Origin of the sequence: Tessaracoccus coleopterorum (assembly GCF_011174705.1) — a bacterium.
GTDB lineage: Bacteria > Actinomycetota > Actinomycetes > Propionibacteriales > Propionibacteriaceae > Arachnia > Arachnia coleopterorum.
Genome location: NZ_JAANIJ010000001.1, coordinates 1 through 19,747, shown reverse-complemented (window position 1 = coordinate 19,747; position 19,747 = coordinate 1). Strand labels below are relative to the sequence as shown.

Genomic DNA, 19,747 nt, shown 5'->3' with positions numbered 1-19,747 from the left:
ATTCCCGCTGGTACTGCCCTACCTGATCCTGATCTTCGCTCGGCTGGTTTGGCACATGGCCAAGGGTCTGATTGGGTGGGACCACCCGCTGACAGGTCGCCCTGGTTCGTCATCTCCAGGATCGCGGCGCTGCTCCTGGTAGGTGGCAGTTGTTGGGTGCTTGGACGGATCGTTGTAGAGATCGGGATCTCCTTCTTCGGCTAGCTGCTGAGCCATGGCCTACCTCCGGTTAGTCAGGTGGATCGGCGTGCCTCCGGGAGGAGCAGATCGGAGCAGTCGTCGGCGCTCATATGAACACCGAGAAGCCACGCCTCCGCGGCGCGAGAGGAGCGCGCGAGACATCACACGGTACTCTGAGACCACCTAGCCGCGTCCCGTGTGAGGTCTATGTGACGATCGAGATCCTGCTGACTGACGAAAGGATCCCCATCCGTCGCAGTGTGTTCGAACGACTATTGGGTAACTCGGTCAAGCGCATGTATGCGAGCTACCACGCTGCGTTGGACGACGGCACCATCCACTTCACCATGCTGCTGGAGTTGGCACGCGATGCCGAGATCCCGTACCCACTGTTTTTCGCTCCGGAGCCCGTGGTTGAGGCGCAGCTTCGAGCAAAAACCGCAGCCCTCATGCAGGGCGTTCCCAAGGGGACGTTCGCGGTCAACTCCCGTGACACAATCGACTTGGCCGACGTCGAGCTGATTGTCAAAGATCTTCTGCGCAAGCAGGGGCTGGTCAAGAAGTTCGATCGGAACCTACCGAGGAACCCGATATTGGGCAAGCTGAGCAGGAGCCGACGAACCGATGCTGAAGATGCACAGGTACTGCTCGACCTGCTGGGCCTGACCACAGCCGACATCCATGCCTGCCGTGACAAGGAGAGCGCTCGGGATTTGTTGATTGCGCGCTTGGAGGCCAACCAGATCCTGGTAGCCCTGAGCGTGGACCGGTACATGCCTCAGAGCCTCCGCAAGGTGAAGTTCAGTGGGCTGACAGTCAAGGACAACAAGGTGCCCTACATCTTCGTCGCAAGCGGGTCCGAAGAGGAGAAGGGTGAGCCTTTCGGACGGCAGATCTTCACCATCGGTTTAATGGCTGCGCTCGTGGCACGCAAGCAATTTGCCCCAGTCGTCGTCGGCACCTCGCAACTGACTGCTACGCCGCCTCGGGAGTACGGAATCGTCTCGGAGATGCTCATGCCGAGCAGCCTCATGCGTGCTCGTGACATGTGCAGCTTGGCTGCCATCCAAACTGTGGCCGACGAGTTCAAAGTCACGCCCAGCGCCGTGGTGGTCCGAGCCGCGCACCTCAAACAGCTCTCCTGGGGCGAAGCCAACGATCATTTGCTGGAACTGGCGAAGGGCTTCGCGAGCAGCCCGAGCAGGCCGATGAGGAGCCCCTACCCGTCAACGCAGTGCGGAAATACAACGGGCGAGAGTTCTCTCGGCGCATGCTCCGGGCCCTCGACGACGCCCATATGAGCCCCAGAGACTTCTGCCGCGACGTTTGCGGAAACCGCATCCGCGTCGATGACATCCCTGACTTCAGGAGGGCGATCAGATGATCGACACCCTGTACCTCGTTGACAGCAACGCTCTGTCGAAGCTCACCAGCCAGGAGCGTACGAGCAGGCTGTTCGCACTCCATTGCCGTATCCCGAGGACGTCATGTATGAGACTCGAGGCTACATCGAAGCTGGGCTCGAGGACCTTGTGGTGCACAACACCCCCGCCACGCTGAGGCAACTGGTAAAGGTTATGGACACCCTGGCGCCCGGGGATCGCAGCCTAGTGGATCTGTACCGCAACAAGGGTGGCGCTGATCCATCCATCATCGCCTGCGCCCTAGCCTCGTGCTTTCATGACGGTGGGTGGACTGTAGTGGCCTGAGATGGCGAAAGTGCCCCTGACTTAGGATGATGTGTTTTGCGAAGCACAATCATTCAACAAGCGAGGAGCACCTTCGAGGTGAAGAGTACCGGCTCGTATCCCAGGGTTCATGTCGATACCGCGAAGGTGACCGCGGTCGGGCAGGCTGGCGGGATCCTGCTGACCGAAACCATCCGCGCGGCCGGCCTGGACCGGGCCCTGTCGGAGGCGCTGTCCCGGTGGCGGAAACCGTTGGCGGTCCACGACCCAGGCAAGATCATCTGTGATCTGGCGGTGTCGCTGGTGCTCGGCGGTGAAGCGTTGAGTGACCTCGCTACCCTGCGCGCTGAACCAGGGGTCTATGGCCCGGTGGCGTCGGATCCGACCGTGTCGCGGCTCATCGCGGCCCTGGCCGAGGACGCAGACAAGGCCATCAAGGCGATCGCCGGAGCCAGGCAGCAGGCCCGCGCCAGGGTCTGGTCGCTGGCCGGTGAGCATGCCCCGACCACGAGTCGACTGCCGAGGATCCGGTGGTGATCGATCTCGACGCGTCGCTGATCACCGCCCACTCGGAGAAGCAGCGCGGCTGCGACGCAAACGAGGCTTCGGGTTCCGCCCGTTGATGGCGTTCGCCGACCACGGGCCCGAGGGCACCGGTGAAGCACTGGAGGTCCACCCACGCCCTGGGAACGCCGGTTCGAACACCGCCGCCGATCACATCACCGTCACCAAACAAGCTCTCGCGCAGCTCCCGACCGGAACCCGCGGCCCGGAGGCTGCGTGCTGATCCGCGCGGACGGGGCCGGCGGCACGAAGGAGTTCACCAAGTGGCTGACCGGGCGCAGGGTGGCGTACTCGGTCGGTTTCACCCTCCCCATGGACACCCCGACCTCTACCACCTGGTCCTGAGCCGGTTTGGGTGCCGGCCCTCAACAGCGATGGCGAGGCTCGCGAGGGGCCGATCTTGCTGACTTCACCGGACTGCTGAACCTCGACGGTTGGCCTGCCGGGATGCGGGTGATCGTCCGCCGCGAACGCCCTCACCCCGGCGCTCAGCTGCGGTTCGACGACGTCGACGGCTACCGACTCACCGCCTTCGCCACCAACACCACCCTCGGCACCCTCCAGCAGCTGGAGCTCAGGCATCGTCGCCGCGCCCGCTGCGAAGACCGGATCCGGATCGCGAAAGACACAGGCCTGGCCAACCTCCCGTTGCACGGGTTCGACCAGAATCGGATCTGGTGCCAGATCGTCGCCCTGGCCTCCGAGTTGCAGGCCTGGAGCGCGATGCTGGCGCTGGCCGGTCATGAAGCCCGCCGCTGGGAACCGAAACGGCTCCGCTACCGGCTCTACACCATCCCGCGACCCTCGCCAGAAGAGCCCGCCGCACCGTCGTCCACTTCAGCGACCGATCCCGCTGGGCCGAGCTGATCATCGACAGCATCAGCCGACTCCGAAACCTCCCGGCACCAGCCACCTGACCCTATGTTCCTCCACATGTCCCTCTGAATCTGGCAGCTCCCGGCCTGGAAACCCGCACCGCAGACGTCACGCGGGTCTTGTCGCACCCACCTGCAAGAATCAGCTCAACTTCGACGCCACCGGCGCCGACCAGCCCACACAGGGCCGTCATGAAATATCGAGGCTATACCCATATATGCCACATATGGACATATAGGGGTATAGAGAGTTATAGAGTCAGGATGTTGCGTCAGCGTCATCGCTGTGGGATGTGCGGGAAGAAATTGGCAGGGTGTCTCGGGCAGTTGGTAAACAGTGCATCGCGGGCGGGTTCGCGATGTCGGTGTCAGCGTTGGTAAATGGCGACCATAGTTCGCGTTGTTGAGCCATGCCCTCCATCCAAGCCTCTTTGCTCGGGGCTGGCCGGGGTCGAATCCATGTTCTCTCACGCATTCGCTCGCTTCACCGGTCCAGTAGGTCCACAGTTCTTCGGCTGCCTGTTTCGGGTACGGCAACCCAAAGTATGGGTTGATCGGGTAGGACATCACACACGTGTAGAAGGCGTAGTTCAGTGATTCTCCCTGCTGAGCAGGAACATCCCCAAATTGAAGGGAGCCATCCGCTAGAGCCTCAGCGTGGAATCCCTGCTCATTCATGCAATCAACCATGACAGACGGATGCTCGTGAGGCTCCACGATTCTCACCAGAGGTACGTCCAACTTACGGTCTGGAGAAATCCTGCCCCTTCGCGGGCCAGGGTCATTTCATGCTGACGGGTCTCCTCAATGAGCTGGTCTATGGACCTGCCTTGGAGAGCCTGGTCCCACGTGTCGGGCAGCGCTTGGGCTGCAGGTGGCTGCGAAGCGGGGATGCTGCTCGCTGACTCGCTGCTGGCCGGGGCTGTCCGGCACACCCCACCAGTCCCAGTGAGGTGACCAGTGCCGAGATGACCAGCGACAGCGTTGGACGGGGAGAGTTCATTGTTGGAGCCTCCGTGGAAGTAGATCGAGGATGGAGTTCGCAGGAGCCCTCAGTCAAGTCTTCAACCGCATGCGCTAGCTGGCCTTGGTGATGCTGGTTGTTCAAGCGGTCGAAGACAACCCTGTTTGGGGCCTAGGCATGCCGGAACGCCCAAACATACGCCGGGGAAGACGTTTGAACTAGGGACCTCTTGAAGGCAGGCCCGAGTCAACCTCCGCAGTTGGCCCGGGAGGGCAGTAGCAGTTGGCTGATTGTGAAAACAACTTGTCATATGCCGTGATCGAAGCCATCACGTAGCCGGACACGTTCGGCTTGGACGTGGTGAACGAACCGCCCGTGTTCTTGCTTCCACGGAGGACGCCGTCGTAGTAGTGTTCGACACGCTTGTTGACGGAGGAGTTGCTGCTGATAGTGGCTGTACCCCAAGGGGCAGGAGAGCTGTCGCGCCCATGCGTCGGCCGATGCCTCTGGCGCTGTCACAGCGGTCGCCACTGCTGCCAACATCACTACCGACAGTACTGACCTATTTCGCTTCTTCATGGGACTCTCCTTCGAATACATACAATGGGGTGCCGAACCCCTGTGCGCAGCCTAGATGATCCTGGCTCATCACAATCCAGGGTGTAGTCGGGGTCTGAATCCGCCGGTCTCGAGCAGTGATCTGGCGATGTAGTTGGTGAGGTTCCGGAAGCCGAGTGCCGATCCGCGGAGGTGTTCGAGGCGGCCGTTGAGGGCCTCGGTCGGACCGTTCGAGGTGCCGGGCCGGTCGAAGTAGGCCAGCACATCGTCTGCTCGCTTCTTCAGTGTTCGGCCGAGTGTGATCACCTCGCTCAACGCGGCGGGGACGCCGTGGCTGACCGAGGCGATCAGGCTGGTCATCAGGGCCCGGCCTCTGGTCCGGTCGGGTTCACGGTAGGCGGCGATCATCCGTTGGTAGATACCCAGGTGGCTTCGACCTCGACATGATCATCGCCCGCGAACAGGGCAGTGAGCCGGTCCTTCTGCCGGTCGGTGAGGAGGTCGGCGCCGGTGTGCAGGGTGCGGCGCGCCGAGTAGAGCGGGTCACTGGTGCGTCCTCGATGTCCGTGGATGGCCTGTTGGACGCGTCTCCGGCATCGGTCGAGGGCGTCGCCGGCGAGGCGGACGACGTGGAAGGGATCCATGACGGCGGTCGCGTCGGGCAACTCTTCGGTGGTGGCGGTCTTGAACCCGGTGAACCCGTCCATCGCGACGACCTCAACTCTGTCGCGCCATGCCTGGTCGCGTTCGGACAGCCACTGCTTGAACGCCTGCTTGGAGCGCCCTTCGACCATGTCGAGCAGCCTGGCAGGCCCTGTCCGGTCGCGGATGCCGGTCAGGTCGATGATCACGGTGACGTACTTGTTACCGCGGCGGGTGTGGCGCCACACATGCTCATCCACGCCGATGGCCTTCACGCCGTCGAACCTGGTCGGGTCATCGATCAGGACCCGCTTGCCTTCAGCCAGGACCGCCGTGTTGGCGGTGTTCCACGACACCCCAGCCCCTCGGCGACGCGGGCGACGGTGAGGTGCTGAACTACCAGGCCCTCCAACGCCCACCGCAGCCCGCGGCGTGACAGCTTCGCCCGCGGCTCCGCGGCGAGGCTGGTGTCTTGTCGCCACACATGCCCGCAGCCGGTGCAGCGGTAGCGGCGGATCGTGACCAGCAACGTCGTCGGCCGCCAGCCGAACGGCTCGTGGGCCAACGGCCGCGTCACGGTGTCACGCGCGAGGCCCTCGCAGCCGCAACGTCGGCACCACTGATCCGGCTCCACCACCCGGCAGGCGAGGACCGCGCGGCCAGGCTCCAGCAGTTGGCCGGTGACCTCCAAGCCGAGCTCGTCGAGCCGACAGAACGAGGTCAGGTCAGGGCAGGCGAACCCGCCACAGGGGTAGCATCAGACACGTCGAGGTCTTCCAGATGGGCAGTGTGAGAACTTCCATCATCGGGAGACCTCGACCCCTACCCGGCCCGACGCGCCGAACAGCCCCCTACACCCTCATCTGTGATGAGCCATGATCCTTTGCGGGGAGTGTGGGGAACCGTGAAAGTGCGTGTCGGGGAGTGCTTACGGTGTGCGGAGGACGGAGACGGGGTCTCTGGTGGCTGCGAAGAGTGCTGGGGGATGGCGCTGGCGGCCGCGGCGAGGATGGCGAGGATGGTCACGCCCGCGGTGAAGGCTGCGGGCGGGTGGCGCCGCTGCGTTCGGCGATGAGGAGACCTGCGGCGATGCCGAGGGCTGCGCCGATGATCGCGGGGGCGATGGTGCGGGTGGTGACGATCGCGATGATGGTGCCTCTGGTGGCGCCGAGGGCTCGACGGCGGCCGAGGTCGGCGCGTCGGACGAGGACGTCGGCCAAGACCACGATCGCGATCAGCACCGATCCCGCTGCCAGCACGCCGAGGAGGAGAGTGCGGCCGAAGGCGGTGAAGTCGCCAAGCACCTGATCGCGGAGTTCTGCCAGTCCGATGGGCGATTGGACATTGAGATCGCTGGGGTCGGTGGCGGCGATGAGGCCGAGGACTGCTTGTTGGGTGTGGGCGGCGTGGCTGGCGTGGTTGAGGATCACAGACAGGCTGGAGGCGGTCGCGTCGCCAGCGTTGTAGATGATGCCGGAGCCGTAGTCGCCGAAGGGCTCGCGCGGGGTGAAGGATCCGACGACGCTGAACTCGCGAGTCGAGGGCGTGGCGGCTTCGGTGACCCAACCGAAGGGATGGGTGAAGCCGAGGGTGGTCATGGCGGCCTCGGAGACGAGGGCTTCGCCGGGTGCGGGCCAGCGGCCTTCGGTGAGGGTGGCGAGGGCTTGGATGTCGCCGATGACGCCCCAGGTGGCGACCCGGTCACCGCCTTGGCCCACGGGCCGGAGACGGTGTCGATGGCAGACAGGAGCCCGACGGCACGTTCAACGGTGCTGAGACCGGCGGTTTGCGTGACGATAGTGGAGTTGAGGTGGCTACGGTTGCGGGCGTCGATGACGACGAGTTGGCGGGAGCCGGCTGCGTCGATGCGTTGCTCGAGTTGCCCTCAGCGGCGGCGGTACGGCCGACGGTGGCCAGCGTGCCGGCAACCATGACGGCCACGAGGAACGCGACCAGGGCGGTGGGCACCTTGTTGGCCCAGGTGGTGGCGAGCCCTTCGCGGAGCGTGACCCAGGTTTTCATAGCGCCAGTACCTCGTCGGCGTGGTCGAGCACGAAGGGTCGTGCGTGGCGATGACGACGGTGCGCTTCCCGTCGGCGGCTGCCGAGAGCGCGGCGAGGACTTCGGCGGCGTTGGCGCGGTCGAGGTTGCCGGTGGGTTCGTCGGCGAGCACGACGGCGGGGTCGGTGACCAAGGCGCGGCAGACCGCGAGGCGTTGGGCTTGGCCGCCAGAAACTTCTCCGGGGCGGTGATCGGCGCGGGCTGCCACTCCCATCCGCTCCATCAGCTGCAGCGCTGTGCCTCGGGCTTGGCGCGGGGTGGCGCCGCCGTAGAGGGCGGGCTCGATGACTGAATCGACCACCTTGCGGGCCGGGTCGAGGGCTGCATCCTGGAACACGAACCCGATCTTCGTGGCGCGAACCTGAGAGCGGCGCCAATCCGACCAGGTTGACACCGGTTCCCCGCCGAGCAGCACTTGGCCCTTCGTGGGGGTCAACATCAGGCCGAGCACGTAGAGCAGGGTCGACTTGCCACGCCCCGACGGACCGGTCACCGCGGTCATCACGCCGGGGGTGAACGAGTGGGTGAGCCCGTCGAACAGCTCCTCGGCGCCGCGCCGGTAGGCAAACGACAATCCCTCCACCGCCAACACGGGCTAGCCCTCCTCGGTCGGTTCAGCTGACGGTTCCCCGGCCGCTGGGGCGGCGGAACCGTCGGAGATCTGGACCTTGGTGCCCACCTCGATGCCCTCGACGATCACCATTCCTTGACCAGAGCCGAGCACGGTCACGGGCGATTGGCCGGATTCGGTGATGACGAACGTCGCACCGTCAGGGGTGGAGCGCACGGCTGCTGCCGGCACCCCAACACCGCTGACCCTGGGCACCACGACCACCTGCGAACGCAGCGTCACCTGCGGATCGAGCGGCAACGAGCCGCAATCGCCACCGCACACCTCGCCCCATCAGGCGCGACCAACTCGAACGACACCGTGCCGCCCTGATCCGGTGTCGATCCCGCGATCACCGCCGGCCACACCTTGTCCTCGAACGTCACCTCGATCGTCGCCTCGGCCGGCACGAGCCGTGCCTGATCATCGGTCAACACCAGCACGAACTCTCTGGCCCCGGTCGGTGCCAACACTGCATCCTCGCCCCGGCAAGCACCTTCCCAGTGCGATGTCCTCACCCAACGAGACCGTGATCGGAAAGCGCGGCAGCGCAACGAGTTCCCGCGAGCGACCGTGCCGGTCTGCGAACGCCCCTCGGCCTTCTGCCACGCAATCACCGCGCGCTGCGTGTCCCGCCCGAACGTGCCGTTGGCCTCGCCGGAGAAATGCCCCAACCCAGCCAACATCTGCTGCAGCGCCGCGACATCTTCGCCAGACTGGCGGCGCGCCAAGTCACGCCACATCGGCCGCTCCGACTGCACCGCCCGCACCGGCGTGTTGCCCACCGTGTACAGCACATCGCCAACATTGACCTCGCCCGGATGAACCGACGTGACCACCCCGCCAAAGCGTTCGACGCGGCCACTACCGCTGGCTGCCGCAACGTCGTCGCATACCCCAGCGAGCGTCCAACAGTGGCCTCGGCAGCCTCACCCACACCGGCTCAGCCGAGGCAACCTCCACCGGCGCCGATGACGACAACGTCGCCCGAGCCGCCCACCACCCAGCGGCCACCGCGAAACCGACCACCAGCAGCGCCACAACACCCGTCAACAACCGCTTCACCCGACACACCTCCATAGCAATCAACTTTGACCACGGCATTCGCCACCCATCCGCACAACCCTAGCCCAGTGTGGTGTTTGTTCCGGGCTCGTTCCCCAGGGTCTGTCAGAGAAACGGTGTAAGTGGCTCCATCGCCCGTCAGGGCAGGAGGAGTCATGATGACCGAGACAACCACCAGCAGCAGCTCGTCGGCCGTAGAGTCGGCCAGACTGGAAGCTGTGACCCATTTATCACTATCCCGGAGGAGCCGACCGAGCTCGACAAGGCCCAGCGTGAAGCGATCGCGCAGATGGTGCGCCAGGCCCGCGATGCGGGTATCGCCCTGACCGGCCCGACGGGTTGCTGAGAGCATTGACGGCTCAGGTCGTCGAAGCAGCCCTCGACGAACAACTCAACGAGCACCTAGGCTATGGACAGACCCCCGGGTCGAGGAGGTGGGGAATGCGGCTTTGGGTGGAGACAGATGGACATCCTTGGTGCACGCTTGCGGGGGAGTGGCTGAACGGGACCGCAGCCACCATATCCCAGGTCATCACAGGCGTCACTCTTCATTCAAGGACGAGGGCGTCGGCTAGCTAGCCCTGATTCAAGACGAGTGCGATCGACTCATCCCGCAAGAGTGGACGATCGTTACGGATGATCAAGCGGTGCAACGCACAGCTGGCGAGTTCAAGATTCCGGTTGTGCCGAGTCCGGAGCTCCTCCGCATATTTCGAGGGTGACAGGTCTCTGCCTGGCCAGGGCCCGGCTCGTCCACGGCGGACGACGGCGAAGGCTGCGTATACCAAAACCTGGCCCTGGGTCGAGAACCTCGTGGCCGCGTTCGCCCGGATCGCCGCGATCCCACTACCGGGCTGACCCCCAGCCCGCCACTACTCGAGGAAACCTGGCGAACCGCCGTCCGGCATTTCGTCAGCCGGCCAACAACCACGTCCTCACCCGACCCGCCCTCAGATCGGGTCGGGCGACAGCCCAGCTGACAGCTCTCAAGCCGCCTCATGAATGAGGGAGGTGAGCGAGTAGCATAGCGCCGGCAGGTCCCAACGAGGTCCACCCTCGCTGGAGCCGACACACTGTCGCGTCGACTGACACCGCCACCCGCCAGCCAGCCAGCGGCATGTGCGGATGTTGGTCAGAACGGGTTGTAGCCCCACATTGCGACCGCCGGTGACAGCGCTACTGGGGTGGTTCGGCCTTCTTGCGATCCAAGTGTGGGGCCCATGCCGGGTCGGTGAGTAGCGAGACGACTTGTTCGTCGTTGAGCGGCAGGTACAGCGCTTGCGTGGCGGCTTCAATCTCTTCCAGGGGGATGGTCAGCGTGAAGTAGATCGCCGTATCGTCGCCGCGCCGGTAGGTGTACTCGCGCGCCGGCGCTTCCGGCGAATCGAAAGTGCTGTCGATGTAGACCGTCCCGTCATCGACCGGCACTGGGTTGCAGTCAGGACTGTGGAGGCAGGGCTCGGCGCCGGGGGTCAGGTGCCACAGGGCGAGCATGCCGCGGGCGTTGCCACGGGCACCGGTGAGGGTGAACACCGCGCCGTCGGGACTAGAGCTCAACACGTTTGCCAGCTCGACCCCGGCCGGGAGGAAGCCCTCCACGAGGCTCACGAGCTGGCTGGCCGTTGCTTGCTCGTCATCAGAGAGTCCGGAAGGTGCTGTGGCTAGCGGAGGCAAGTCAACCTGCTCGAGGTCGATAACGGCCGCTTTGTGCTCGTAGCGCAGATCGATGGGCGGCATGGTCGTGGCCTGGCCGTCAGGTGCGCGGTAGAGGCGGGCGCTCGTGTAGCCCTGACCATCGATCCCGAAGAGTGTGAACGCACCGACCACTTCGGCGGCCTGGTCTTCCCACCGCCAAGCGGTCCCCTGCGCGTGGCTTCCCCGAGAGGCCCCATATCCGCACAGCGAGCGCGGGACTATCGTCTGCTTCCGTCACCTCGACGTCGGGGAGAGCGCCGCAAGACCGTCCACCCAGGTCGTGCGAGACACGACCGCTGTGAAATCTCTGGGATCCCGCCCTTCGAGGAGGGAAGATACGTGTTGGAGGACGAGCTCCTGTTCCGCGGGCGAGTAGGTGGAGAAGTCTCCAGTGGCGTTAGGGTCGGATGGAAGCTCTCTTGACGCGGTCGTCTCGGGTGACGAAGCCGGTGATGACGGTGCTTCCGACTGCGACCGTGTTCCGGCGGTCGCGGCCGGCGTTGCTGCAGTCTGGGCGGGTCCCGAGCCAGCCCTTTCGAGGAACGTGCCAGCCCCGACAACGATCACGGCGACTACGGCCAGCGCTGCTGCTCCACTGGCGGCGCGTCGAAGGTTCAGCCGACGTCGACCCCGACGCACCGCAGTTGTGATCAGCCGGTCCACCCGTTCCGGTGGGAGATGGGTATCCATAGCTGGCTCCTTCATCGGTGACTTTCAGACAGTTGTGGCATCAGGCGAAGCTTCGCCAGCGTCCGTGCCGCGGTGACCTTGACCCATCCCTCGCTGCGGCCCAGCAACTCGGCAGTCCGAGCGATGGACAGGTCGTCGACGTAGCGACTGACGATGACCGCCCGCTCGGCTGGTTGAAGCTCTGACATAGCATCGGCAAGATCGACCCACGCAGCCGGATCAGCCTCAGGCAGCAGACGCTCAGGAAGGGAGTGACTCACTACCTCCCTCGAACTGCGTCGTCGCCAGTGGGACGCGAACTGGCGGTAGAGAGTTCTCATCGCGTACCCGTCGACATTGACTGCTAGATCAACCCTCGACCACGCAACAAGACCTTCGTCAAGGTCTCCTGAACCAGATCCTCGGCCAGATGCGGCTCGCCGACGAGCAGGCAGGCCCGCGAGTAGAGCGTCGGCACGGCCCTCCTGGCCATGCCTCGAACTCCTCCACCGCCGCCATGCACTGTCCCTTCGACTGCGAGCGCTTCTATATCTGTTCTACGCCGCAACTCCCATCCCAGGTAACAAGTGCCACAGGATTACCTCTGGAAGGGGAAAGCTCTACCAATATGCGGCAATTGCGGATGTTCGACCGGGGCGGCATGGGACGATCGGCACGTGAGCATCGAGGTGGCGTTCTTCCGGAACATGAACCTCGGCCAGGCGCGGAGCCGATCGCCGCGCAGTCCCGAGCTGCTGGATGCCTTCGCAGCCGCCGGCGCGACCAGCGCAGTGAACTTCCAGACCAACGGCACCGTGATCTTCTCCGGCGACGAACCAGCAGCACTCGCGGAGTCCGTCGTGACCCGCCTCACAGCAGCCACGGCCTACACCCACCTCGTCGTGGTCCGCTCCACAGCTTGGCTCATCGACACAGTCGGACACATTGACCCCGACCTACCCACCGGAGAAGTTGCCCTCTTCAACGCCGACCGACTCCCCGAGCTCGTCCTGCCTCACGTCGAACGCGCTCCTACCGGCGAGCTCGTAGTGCACGAACTCACCTCCGGCCACGCGGTCACGAGTGTCACCGGCGCAGGTATCTCCGCCGGGCCCGTATTGAGCCGGTTGATCGGCGTCCCGGTCACCTGCCGCGGGATCCCCACGATGCGGCGGCTCGCCGCGCGGCTGACCATCCTCAGCACGCAAGCAAAGTAGCCCCGGACACACCCACCACCTGAGACCGCCAGGTTCGAGGCAATACAGGATGTTGGGATCGCGGGATGAGCCAGGGTCAGTAGCCTGAAGACGTGCTTCGGCTTCATGTTCCCTCCCGAGACGAGTTCTCGATCCGTCAGGCATGGCTGCTCGATCCAGAAATGATGGCATACAACGCTGGCTGGCAGATCTCCTCTGCTGGGTACGACCCCGCCACAGGCTGTATCGACTGGCCGGAGGATGCCTGGCTGGCATTTGAGGCGCGACTCGCGCAACCGGCGTCACAGCAGGGTTAGTACTTCGTTCAAGAATACGAGACCAGTGAGTTCTTGGGCCATGTCCACTACGAACTCCACACCGACGGCACGGCTCACATTGGGCTCAACGTGATACCTGCTCGGCGGGAAGTGGGCTTGGCATGAGGTTCATGCATCTCCTGCTCGAACGGGTCTGGCAGGACACCGAGGCAGCAGTGGCCATCAATGAATTCGAGGATGGTCGACTCGATGCCGTGCGGCTCCACCGGCTCTGTGGCTTCGTCCCTGATCCGAACACGTCGAGCGTGTACGGCCGCCCGACCCGCACTTGGCGCCTTCTCCGCCCCGACTCCCAGTAGCGCGCGGTCGGCGGCAATGGTGCGCGTCAGAACTGGGGTCGGGGATCGTCGTCAAGCCGGCTGAAGATGACGAGATCGGCCTTGCCGTCATGGACATAGCCGGCGCGACGGAGCGTACCTTCTTGGATGAACCTCGCCTTGCGGGCCGTGGCCAGCGAGGCGGCGTTGCCGGTGGCGACGAGGACCTCCACGCGGCCAATGCCTTGGGAGTCGAGCGCCCAGTCGGTGATGGCGGCGAGTGCTCGCGCGGTGATGCCGCGGCCTCGGCCCAAGGCCCGAGCCAGTAGCCGGCCTCAGTCTTGGCCACGTCCCAGTCGGTGTTCTTGAGTCCGATCACGCCGACGAACTGCCCGTCGACCTCGATAGCTCGTTCCAAGGCTGTGCCGCTGGCCAACTCCTGAGGCGCGATCTCCAGCGCGAAGAACCGTGCGGATTCCTCGGTATAGGGCTGGGGCAGGGAAGCCACTTCTGGGTCTGCGGGTCGGAGCAGGCGATCGCGATCGCCGGCACATCCGCCTCGGTCAGAGGGCGAAGTACGACCCGTGGGACTTGATGACTTCATCTGAAAACGACGGCATGACGAGACCATAGCTGTTCTTCCAGTGGCCTCGGCGATGCGGTTTCTGCCTACAGCGACAACGTCCGACTCTCGGCATGAGAGTGAAGCGGGGTGGCCAGGGAGGCCTCCGGCCGGGCCCCGGGACGATTCGAGGCCAAGCCCGCCGACCTCTTCACAGGGGAGTTGGGTGGCTGCGTTCTCTTCCCAGGCGTCTTCGATGCGGGTGTAGATGCCGATGGAGGCCAGGTCCTTATGGCGGGTCTGCCGGGCGATCTGCAGGGAGGTGGCGCCGCGTTTGGCGGCGTAGGTGACAAAACCCGCGCGCAGCGAGTGGGCCGAGAACCCGGTGGCGTCGAGACCGGCCCGGGTGACGGCTTGGGTGATCAGGCGGGACAGGCCGTCGGGGGTGAGGCCACGGCTGCTGACCCGGTTGCCTTTGGAAATGGAACGGAAGACCAGGCCTTCGGTGATCCCGCCCGTGGTGAGCCAGTGGCGCAATGCCGTGACGGGGCAGTAAGCCGGGCGGGCGCCCCAGGGAGGACCACGAGCTCGAGGTCTCCGGTCTGGTTGGTCTTGGAGTGGGTGAGCTCGATCACCAGGCCGCGCTCGTGGGGTTTGATCTGATCGACCTCGAGGGCGGCGAGTTCGGAGGCGCGTAGCGCGGAGACAAACCCGACCATCAGGAGTGCCCGGTCCCGGATCCCGCTGAGCGAGGGTTCATCATCGCGGGTCTTCCATTTCGTCATCTCGGGGCAGGCGTCGACCACGTCGAGGAGGATCGGGGCATGAGGGGGCGGGCCTGATCCGGGGGAGCGCCGAGTTGGCGGCGGATCCCTTCCCAGACGGCGATCACGCGTGCGGTCTGGGTGGGGTCGGGATGGTTACGGACCTTGTGGGCGAACCGAATCGTGGAGAGGCGACGGCTGATCGTGCCGACCTTCGCGCCGGCGGTGGCCAAGGCAGAGATGTAGCGGGAGATCGCGATGTCGGTGGCGGGCAGCGCGGTGTGATTGTTGTCACGGCACCAGGTGATGAACTCGGTCCAGTCGGAGCGGTACCCGCGCAGCGTCGAGGAGGCCCGCGACGCCGAGGCGAACGCAGCCTCGGCCGCATCCAGCGACAAGTCCTCCGGCAGCAACATCCCAGCCTGATGATCAGCGGCGACCAGACCACCAGCCGCACTGTCCAGGGCTACTGGGTGCCCTCAAACATGGCACTCGTCGGGGAGCTCAAGCTGCTCGGCGAGCCAGGTACGGGTGGCGGCCTCGGCCGCCGGTTTGGCGGCTGTCAGGGTGGGCTGGACGCCGCGGGCGATGCGGGTCACCTGGTCGGTGCTGCCGGTGCGGTAGATGGTGAGCGTCCAGGTCCAGCGGCCGGCGGTGCCGCGCTGGGCCATCAGCTGCAGATCATGGCGCTCCGAGATCGGCAGGTTCACACCCCACGCGGACTTCGGACCGGAGCGGTCGTGGCTCCACTCGTACGGGGGCAGCGGCACGTCGTCGCGGGTGACGAGTTGCTGTCGGCGTCGGGTGGCCATGCCGGGATCCTACCGGTTATTACATCGGATTCTCTGGATAATCCGATGTAATACGGGAGGCGTTTCGGCCACATTCGAGCTTGGGTCAGTCGCCCCTACGCCACCGAACGCGCGGGCAGCTGCGACCGACCCAGATCAGAGCGAAATGCTGACGTGATCTCTACTGAGGCAGCACAGGTGCTGGCTGCACCATCGTCGTGGGCGGGAGGTTCTTGAGACTGCTGCATATCCGCTCTTCGAGCGCCGACGGGAGACTCGTCATCAAAGTGACCCGCGAACCCTGAGCCACCTCGCATCATGAAGCTGACGCCGCGCTGGGATCCATCGCTGAGGTGTGCGTTGCGAAGCTGCGCATCGGGTCGGAGCGGCTACCGAGAAGCCTGTGGCGTCGAGGCCGGCTTGGGTGATCAGGCGGGACAGGCCGTCGGGGAGGGACGTCCGCTAGTCGCACCATCCCATCGACCTGACGGGTATGTAAACGCTGGCATGGCGGGACTACTCCGAGCTGCCCGGAACGCACGACCGAGTCGGCTAATCCCAGGACTCGTCCGGTCGGCGGTACGTGATCTGGAACTCGTTGAAGAAGCCGTTCAGCTGCGCTTCCTTGTCGCGCTCGTACTCCGACGCGGTACCTCCATCCACTCGGACCCACAGCTCCAGTAGGGTTTCGAGGGTCCAGATGCGACGAGCGGGCACCGTGGCTAGGCGCCTCACGATGGCACCCAATTCAGCGTCACGTGCGGGTCGTTCTGCGAGCTCAAGCACCATGGCAAAGTTCCCTGCAAGCTGTTCCCCTGCCGCCGCAAGCGCCTCACGGCGGGCAGGGTCCTTAAAGAGCTCGGTGGCTAAGGCTTCGAGCTTGGACCGGGTGGCTCGTTGCTGGGCCCAGCTAGCATTGTCACCTGCGGTCCTGGCCTGAAACAGAAGACGCACAAGTGCCCCAGAGTTGGGCTCGATGAAGGAGTAAGTCGGCAAGGGCGGGAAGACCTCCCCATCCGGCTCCTCCTTGGAAACCTTCGTCTCGGGAAGCAGCGCCCGAAGCAGCCTGACACCCGATGCCTCCGATGGTGCACGCCTTCCCTGCTCGATCGCACGAACACTGCCCACCGACAACTCAGTCTCAGCTGCAACCTTCTCGACCGAAAGCCCCTGCTGCCTGCGAAGGCTCTGCATGAGCTGCCCAAATCGCACGGCCCCGGCCGCCCACCGGCAATCAACCAGACCTCGTCGCCATCACCCATGCCAACCAGCATACTCAATTGCCAACAGGACTACGACCAGTACCTGTCGGAGCCTTGCGCATTCGGCGTTTCAGTGGCAACCTAGGTACATCAGGTTACAACAGGTGGCCTGTAGTAGACGAGCAGAGGGGCCGACGGGTGGACGCCACGACGAGACTGGCTATGTGGACAAAGGGGCAAGTAGGCCTGCACCGTGATCGAATGCGGACCGACTCGGAATACCGCCACGGCATCGAGTCCCTGATCAAGTGGTTGTCGTCCAGGCCGGGCCGCTGCGGCGAAGTTGCACGAGTGGTTGGCGACCTACACCCAATCCTGATCAAGCTCTTCTAGCTAGCTAGGTGGCAATAGGCTCGACTGCAGCGAGAAGGAGACCCTCATGGCCAGTGAGTCATGCCCCATTTGCGGAGAAGAAGCCGACGTCGACGAGCACGATCCGCACGGTCACTTCGACACCGGATACGAGCAGCAACGTGATGCCGAGGAGTACTTCCGAACCCTATGCCACTTCGTGGTAGGCGTAGACGACGATGAAGAACCAATCGCCGCTTGTGGGGACTTCGACAGCGGCGGCGGGGATCTGAAGCCATCAGCGACGTGACCTGCCAGAGGTGCCTCGCAGCCCTGTGACCTTTGGCCGTTGGAACCAGCGTGGGGAGGACCCAGATTTCAGCCGGCAGCCCACCTACGCCTGGAAAATGACATAATGTCGCTTATCGGCCATACGGCTGAGCAGGAACCGCGTCCATCGGGCGATCCTCAACACACCTGATGCAGAAACGGCACCGTGCGTTCGTTAGGCTCACACCAACGAACGAAGGGACTCCCACCATGCAGGTGCTCTCACCGTGCGACGGCCGCGTCGTCGCCATCACCGAGGTCAACGACCCGACGTTCTCGGGTCAGCTTGTCGGCCCGGGCGTCGGCATCGAACCGGCCGACGGCCGTCAGATCGTCGTCGCCCCGGCGGACGGCAGGCTGCTGAAGCTCGACCCGCACGCCTTCATCCTGCTGGTCGACGACGGAATCGGCATCCTCGTGCACGTCGGCATCAACACCGTCCGGTTGCAGGGCAGCCTGTTCGAACTACTGGCCGAACAGGGCCAGAGCGTCAAGGCCGGCGACCCCGTCGTCGCGTGGGACCCGGCCTCGGTGACGGATCCCGACATGGAACGCACCGTGCTGGTGGTCCTGATGGACCAGAAACCGGACACGATCGCCTCCGAGGTGCTCGGCCAGGACGTCGCAACGGGCGACGCGTTGTTCACGACTATCTGAGCAGCTTCAACTCGTCCAACGCCAACTGCTCGCCCGGGTGCTCGTCGAGCAGCGCCTCCAGGGTCCTCTGCGCACCCTGGTTGTCACCCGTCCTGCGTTGCAGATGCGCCACCGACCAGAGCGCCAGCACCCGCTGACGCTCGGTGCCGTGGTCGCTGAACCACACCTCGGCACGCCGGAGGAAGTGCAGCGCCTCGACCTCACGGCCCGCGTCGGCCAGGTTCCAGCCGTGGTTGTTGAGCAGGCTCCCCTGCCACGCCTCCACCTCGGCATCACTGCTCGTCAAGGCCCGGTGGAGGCCGCGTCGGGTCCAGTCCTCGGAGTTGGCGGGATCGACGATCGCGAGCATGTGCAGCGCGTCGACACTGAGGTAGAGATCGGCGTCGATGCGCCGGGCCTCGACGAAATGGGCGATCGCCTCCTCCGCGCGCCCCGAGCTGTTCAGCAGTCTCCCCGCTCCAACTCGATGCGCTGCAGCACCACCGGCGCGGACGACATGATCGCGTCCAACTCGGCGTCCGCCTCCTCGTAGCGGCCCTGCAGGCCGAGGGCGCGGGCCACCTGGGTGGAGAGTTCGTCCCTCGCCGTGCCGATGGCGGCGTCACGGAGGCTTCGCAGCTCGCTCTCGGCCCGCCTGCCTCCAAGTTCGAGGATCGCCCGCAGCTGCCCCGCCGCGGGCCGGCCGCTCATGGCTTGAAGAGCCTGTCGACGGCCTCGACCACCTCGGGTGAGACATGGGCCCTGCCAGCCGCGGCGTTCTGCGAAGCCTGCGAGATCCGGGTCGCCCCGGCGATGACCGAGGCGATGCCCGGCCGGGACAGCATCCAGGCGAACGTGACGTCGAGCATGCTGTGGCCGGCGTGGTCACAGATCTGTTGGTAGGTCTCCAGCGTGTCCCAGTCCGCCGCCTCGAGCAGCGCTGGCTTCAGCCGGGTGAGCCGCCCCTCTCCCCTCCTTCGCGGGTGTACTTGCCGGTCAGCAGGCCGTTTCCCAGCGGAAAGTAGGGGAAGATCCCGAGACCGTACGCGGCCGCCACCGGCGCCATGGTGGCTTCGAAGTCGCGCGCCACGAGGGAGTATTCATTCTGCGTCGAGATGAACGACTCGTAGCCGTCCCGGGTCGCCACCTCCGCCGCCTCGGTTGCCTGGTCAGCCGTGAAGTTCGAGTGCCCGATGTAGAGCACCTTTCCCTCGCCCACCAGCTCGGTCAGGGCCCGAGGGTCTCCTCGATGGGGTCTCCGGGTCGGGTGTGTGCATCTGGAGAAGGTCGATCCGGTCGGTCCGGAGGCGTCGCAGCGAGGCCTCGACCGCACCCCGGACATAGCGCTCCCCGCCCTTCGGGCCCCAGCCCTCCGTGCCGGGCATGTCGAAGTCCTCGTGGCCGAACTTGGTGGCGATCACCACCTCGTCGCGCACCGGGCCGAGGGCCTGCCCGAGGAATTCCTCGCTCCGCCCGGAGCCGAGCCGTAGATGTCGGCACCGTCGAAGAACGTGATACCTGCGTCGACCGCGGCCCGGATCACCTCCGTGCTGCCTCGAGGGTCTCGGTGTGTGTGCCCCGGCGCGAGAAGTTGTTGCAGCCCATCCCGACGACACTGACCCGGAGTTCGGAGGATCCTACGAAGCGGTGTTCCATGGCCCAACCCTAACGGCGCTGCCGAGGCACCCGCGGGATAATCGGGTCAGCTGTGGAAGCGTCGACCTGGCTCACAGCTCGAGTGGGTGAGGA

General features: G+C 65.1%; 21 protein-coding genes and 3 pseudogenes. 5 read left to right on the top strand and 19 right to left on the bottom strand.

Annotation, left to right across the window (positions count from 1 at the left end):
- The first annotated feature begins 389 nt into the window (after positions 1-389).
- Together G7085_RS00105 and G7085_RS00100 are read left to right on the top strand one after the other, a co-directional pair.
- Positions 390-1,481: a hypothetical protein gene (locus G7085_RS00105; protein ID WP_197509571.1), complete on the top strand. Its 1,092-nt coding sequence runs from the start codon at positions 390-392 to the stop codon at positions 1,479-1,481.
- A gap of 486 nt (positions 1,482-1,967) precedes the next feature.
- Positions 1,968-3,349: pseudogene (locus tag G7085_RS00100) on the top strand (IS1380 family transposase).
- Between the two features lie 1,570 nt (positions 3,350-4,919).
- Here the strand turns inward: G7085_RS00100 and G7085_RS00095 are convergent.
- The 7 genes and pseudogenes from G7085_RS00095 to G7085_RS33595 all read right to left on the bottom strand — a co-directional run bounded on the left by G7085_RS00095 (position 4,920) and on the right by G7085_RS33595 (position 11,912).
- Positions 4,920-6,195 (bottom strand): annotated as a pseudogene (locus G7085_RS00095) (ISL3 family transposase).
- 298 nt (positions 6,196-6,493) lie between these two features.
- Positions 6,494-7,189 (bottom strand): FtsX-like permease family protein, encoded by a 696-nt coding sequence (locus tag G7085_RS00090; protein WP_197509570.1) that lies wholly within the window; start codon positions 7,187-7,189, stop codon positions 6,494-6,496.
- Positions 7,190-7,356: 167 nt separating this feature from the next.
- Positions 7,357-8,124: an ABC transporter ATP-binding protein gene (locus G7085_RS00085; protein ID WP_331715373.1), complete on the bottom strand. Its 768-nt coding sequence runs from the start codon at positions 8,122-8,124 to the stop codon at positions 7,357-7,359.
- 3 nt (positions 8,125-8,127) lie between these two features.
- A complete protein-coding gene (locus tag G7085_RS00080; protein ID WP_197509568.1) occupies positions 8,128-8,385 on the bottom strand; it encodes a hypothetical protein in 258 nt (85 codons plus the stop codon).
- Entirely contained in the window at positions 8,382-8,981 is a 600-nt protein-coding gene (locus G7085_RS00075) for a peptidoglycan-binding domain-containing protein (protein ID WP_197509567.1), read from the bottom strand. The genes G7085_RS00080 and G7085_RS00075 overlap by 4 nt, the downstream gene beginning before the upstream one ends.
- 1,402 nt (positions 8,982-10,383) lie before the next feature.
- Positions 10,384-11,034 (bottom strand): hypothetical protein, encoded by a 651-nt coding sequence (locus G7085_RS00070; protein ID WP_197509566.1) that lies wholly within the window; start codon positions 11,032-11,034, stop codon positions 10,384-10,386.
- 569 nt (positions 11,035-11,603) lie between these two features.
- Positions 11,604-11,912, bottom strand: coding sequence for a sigma factor-like helix-turn-helix DNA-binding protein (locus tag G7085_RS33595; RefSeq protein ID WP_408647003.1), 309 nt, complete (start codon positions 11,910-11,912; stop codon positions 11,604-11,606).
- Positions 11,913-12,260: 348 nt separating this feature from the next.
- Here G7085_RS33595 and G7085_RS00060 point away from each other — a divergent pair, with 348 nt between their 5' ends.
- Positions 12,261-12,788: a hypothetical protein gene (locus tag G7085_RS00060; RefSeq protein ID WP_197509564.1), complete on the top strand. Its 528-nt coding sequence runs from the start codon at positions 12,261-12,263 to the stop codon at positions 12,786-12,788.
- 642 nt (positions 12,789-13,430) lie between these two features.
- On the opposite strand, the gene G7085_RS33590 is transcribed toward G7085_RS00060, so the two are convergent.
- The 6 genes and pseudogenes from G7085_RS33590 to G7085_RS00030 all read right to left on the bottom strand — a co-directional run bounded on the left by G7085_RS33590 (position 13,431) and on the right by G7085_RS00030 (position 16,691).
- Positions 13,431-13,676, bottom strand: a complete 246-nt coding sequence (locus tag G7085_RS33590; RefSeq protein ID WP_408647002.1) for a GNAT family N-acetyltransferase — start codon at positions 13,674-13,676, stop codon at positions 13,431-13,433.
- Positions 13,677-13,737: 61 nt separating this feature from the next.
- Positions 13,738-13,935, bottom strand: a pseudogene (locus G7085_RS33585) (hypothetical protein); the annotation flags it as partial.
- 411 nt (positions 13,936-14,346) lie between these two features.
- The gene (locus tag G7085_RS00045) at positions 14,347-14,709 is read right to left on the bottom strand and encodes a site-specific integrase (RefSeq protein WP_197509561.1); all 363 of its coding nucleotides are present in this window, start codon (positions 14,707-14,709) and stop codon (positions 14,347-14,349) included.
- Complete coding sequence (locus G7085_RS00040; RefSeq protein WP_197509560.1) at positions 14,706-15,104, bottom strand: site-specific integrase; 399 nt, start codon at positions 15,102-15,104, stop codon at positions 14,706-14,708. The genes G7085_RS00045 and G7085_RS00040 overlap by 4 nt, the downstream gene beginning before the upstream one ends.
- A 63-nt stretch (positions 15,105-15,167) precedes the next feature.
- Entirely contained in the window at positions 15,168-15,500 is a 333-nt protein-coding gene (locus G7085_RS00035) for a hypothetical protein (protein WP_197509559.1), read from the bottom strand.
- 531 nt (positions 15,501-16,031) lie between these two features.
- Entirely contained in the window at positions 16,032-16,691 is a 660-nt protein-coding gene (locus G7085_RS00030) for a helix-turn-helix domain-containing protein (RefSeq protein WP_331715372.1), read from the bottom strand.
- A 429-nt stretch (positions 16,692-17,120) separates the two neighbouring features.
- Here G7085_RS00030 and G7085_RS00025 point away from each other — a divergent pair, with 429 nt between their 5' ends.
- Complete coding sequence (locus G7085_RS00025) at positions 17,121-17,342, top strand: hypothetical protein (protein WP_197509557.1); 222 nt, start codon at positions 17,121-17,123, stop codon at positions 17,340-17,342.
- Positions 17,343-17,578: 236 nt separating this feature from the next.
- A complete protein-coding gene (locus tag G7085_RS00020; protein ID WP_197509556.1) occupies positions 17,579-18,019 on the top strand; it encodes a PTS sugar transporter subunit IIA in 441 nt (146 codons plus the stop codon).
- Here G7085_RS00020 and G7085_RS00015 read toward each other — a convergent pair.
- The 6 genes from G7085_RS00015 to G7085_RS28840 all read right to left on the bottom strand — a co-directional run bounded on the left by G7085_RS00015 (position 18,012) and on the right by G7085_RS28840 (position 19,541).
- On the bottom strand, positions 18,012-18,368 hold the full coding sequence (locus tag G7085_RS00015; RefSeq protein ID WP_197509555.1) for a hypothetical protein: 357 nt from the start codon (positions 18,366-18,368) through the stop codon (positions 18,012-18,014). The genes G7085_RS00020 and G7085_RS00015 overlap by 8 nt on opposite strands.
- A gap of 92 nt (positions 18,369-18,460) precedes the next feature.
- Positions 18,461-18,709 carry a hypothetical protein gene (locus G7085_RS00010; protein WP_197509554.1) on the bottom strand — a complete coding sequence of 83 codons (249 nt, stop codon included), beginning with the start codon at positions 18,707-18,709 and terminating at the stop codon, positions 18,461-18,463.
- Entirely contained in the window at positions 18,706-18,909 is a 204-nt protein-coding gene (locus G7085_RS28855) for an aldo/keto reductase (RefSeq protein ID WP_331715893.1), read from the bottom strand. The genes G7085_RS00010 and G7085_RS28855 overlap by 4 nt, the downstream gene beginning before the upstream one ends.
- Before the next feature lie 35 nt (positions 18,910-18,944).
- Positions 18,945-19,202 carry an aldo/keto reductase gene (locus G7085_RS28850; protein ID WP_331715371.1) on the bottom strand — a complete coding sequence of 86 codons (258 nt, stop codon included), beginning with the start codon at positions 19,200-19,202 and terminating at the stop codon, positions 18,945-18,947.
- Complete coding sequence (locus tag G7085_RS28845) at positions 19,168-19,419, bottom strand: aldo/keto reductase (protein ID WP_331715370.1); 252 nt, start codon at positions 19,417-19,419, stop codon at positions 19,168-19,170. The genes G7085_RS28850 and G7085_RS28845 overlap by 35 nt, the downstream gene beginning before the upstream one ends.
- Positions 19,416-19,541 carry a hypothetical protein gene (locus G7085_RS28840; protein ID WP_269451730.1) on the bottom strand — a complete coding sequence of 42 codons (126 nt, stop codon included), beginning with the start codon at positions 19,539-19,541 and terminating at the stop codon, positions 19,416-19,418. Before G7085_RS28840 ends, G7085_RS28845 begins: the two co-directional genes overlap by 4 nt.
- Positions 19,542-19,747 lie beyond the last annotated feature (206 nt).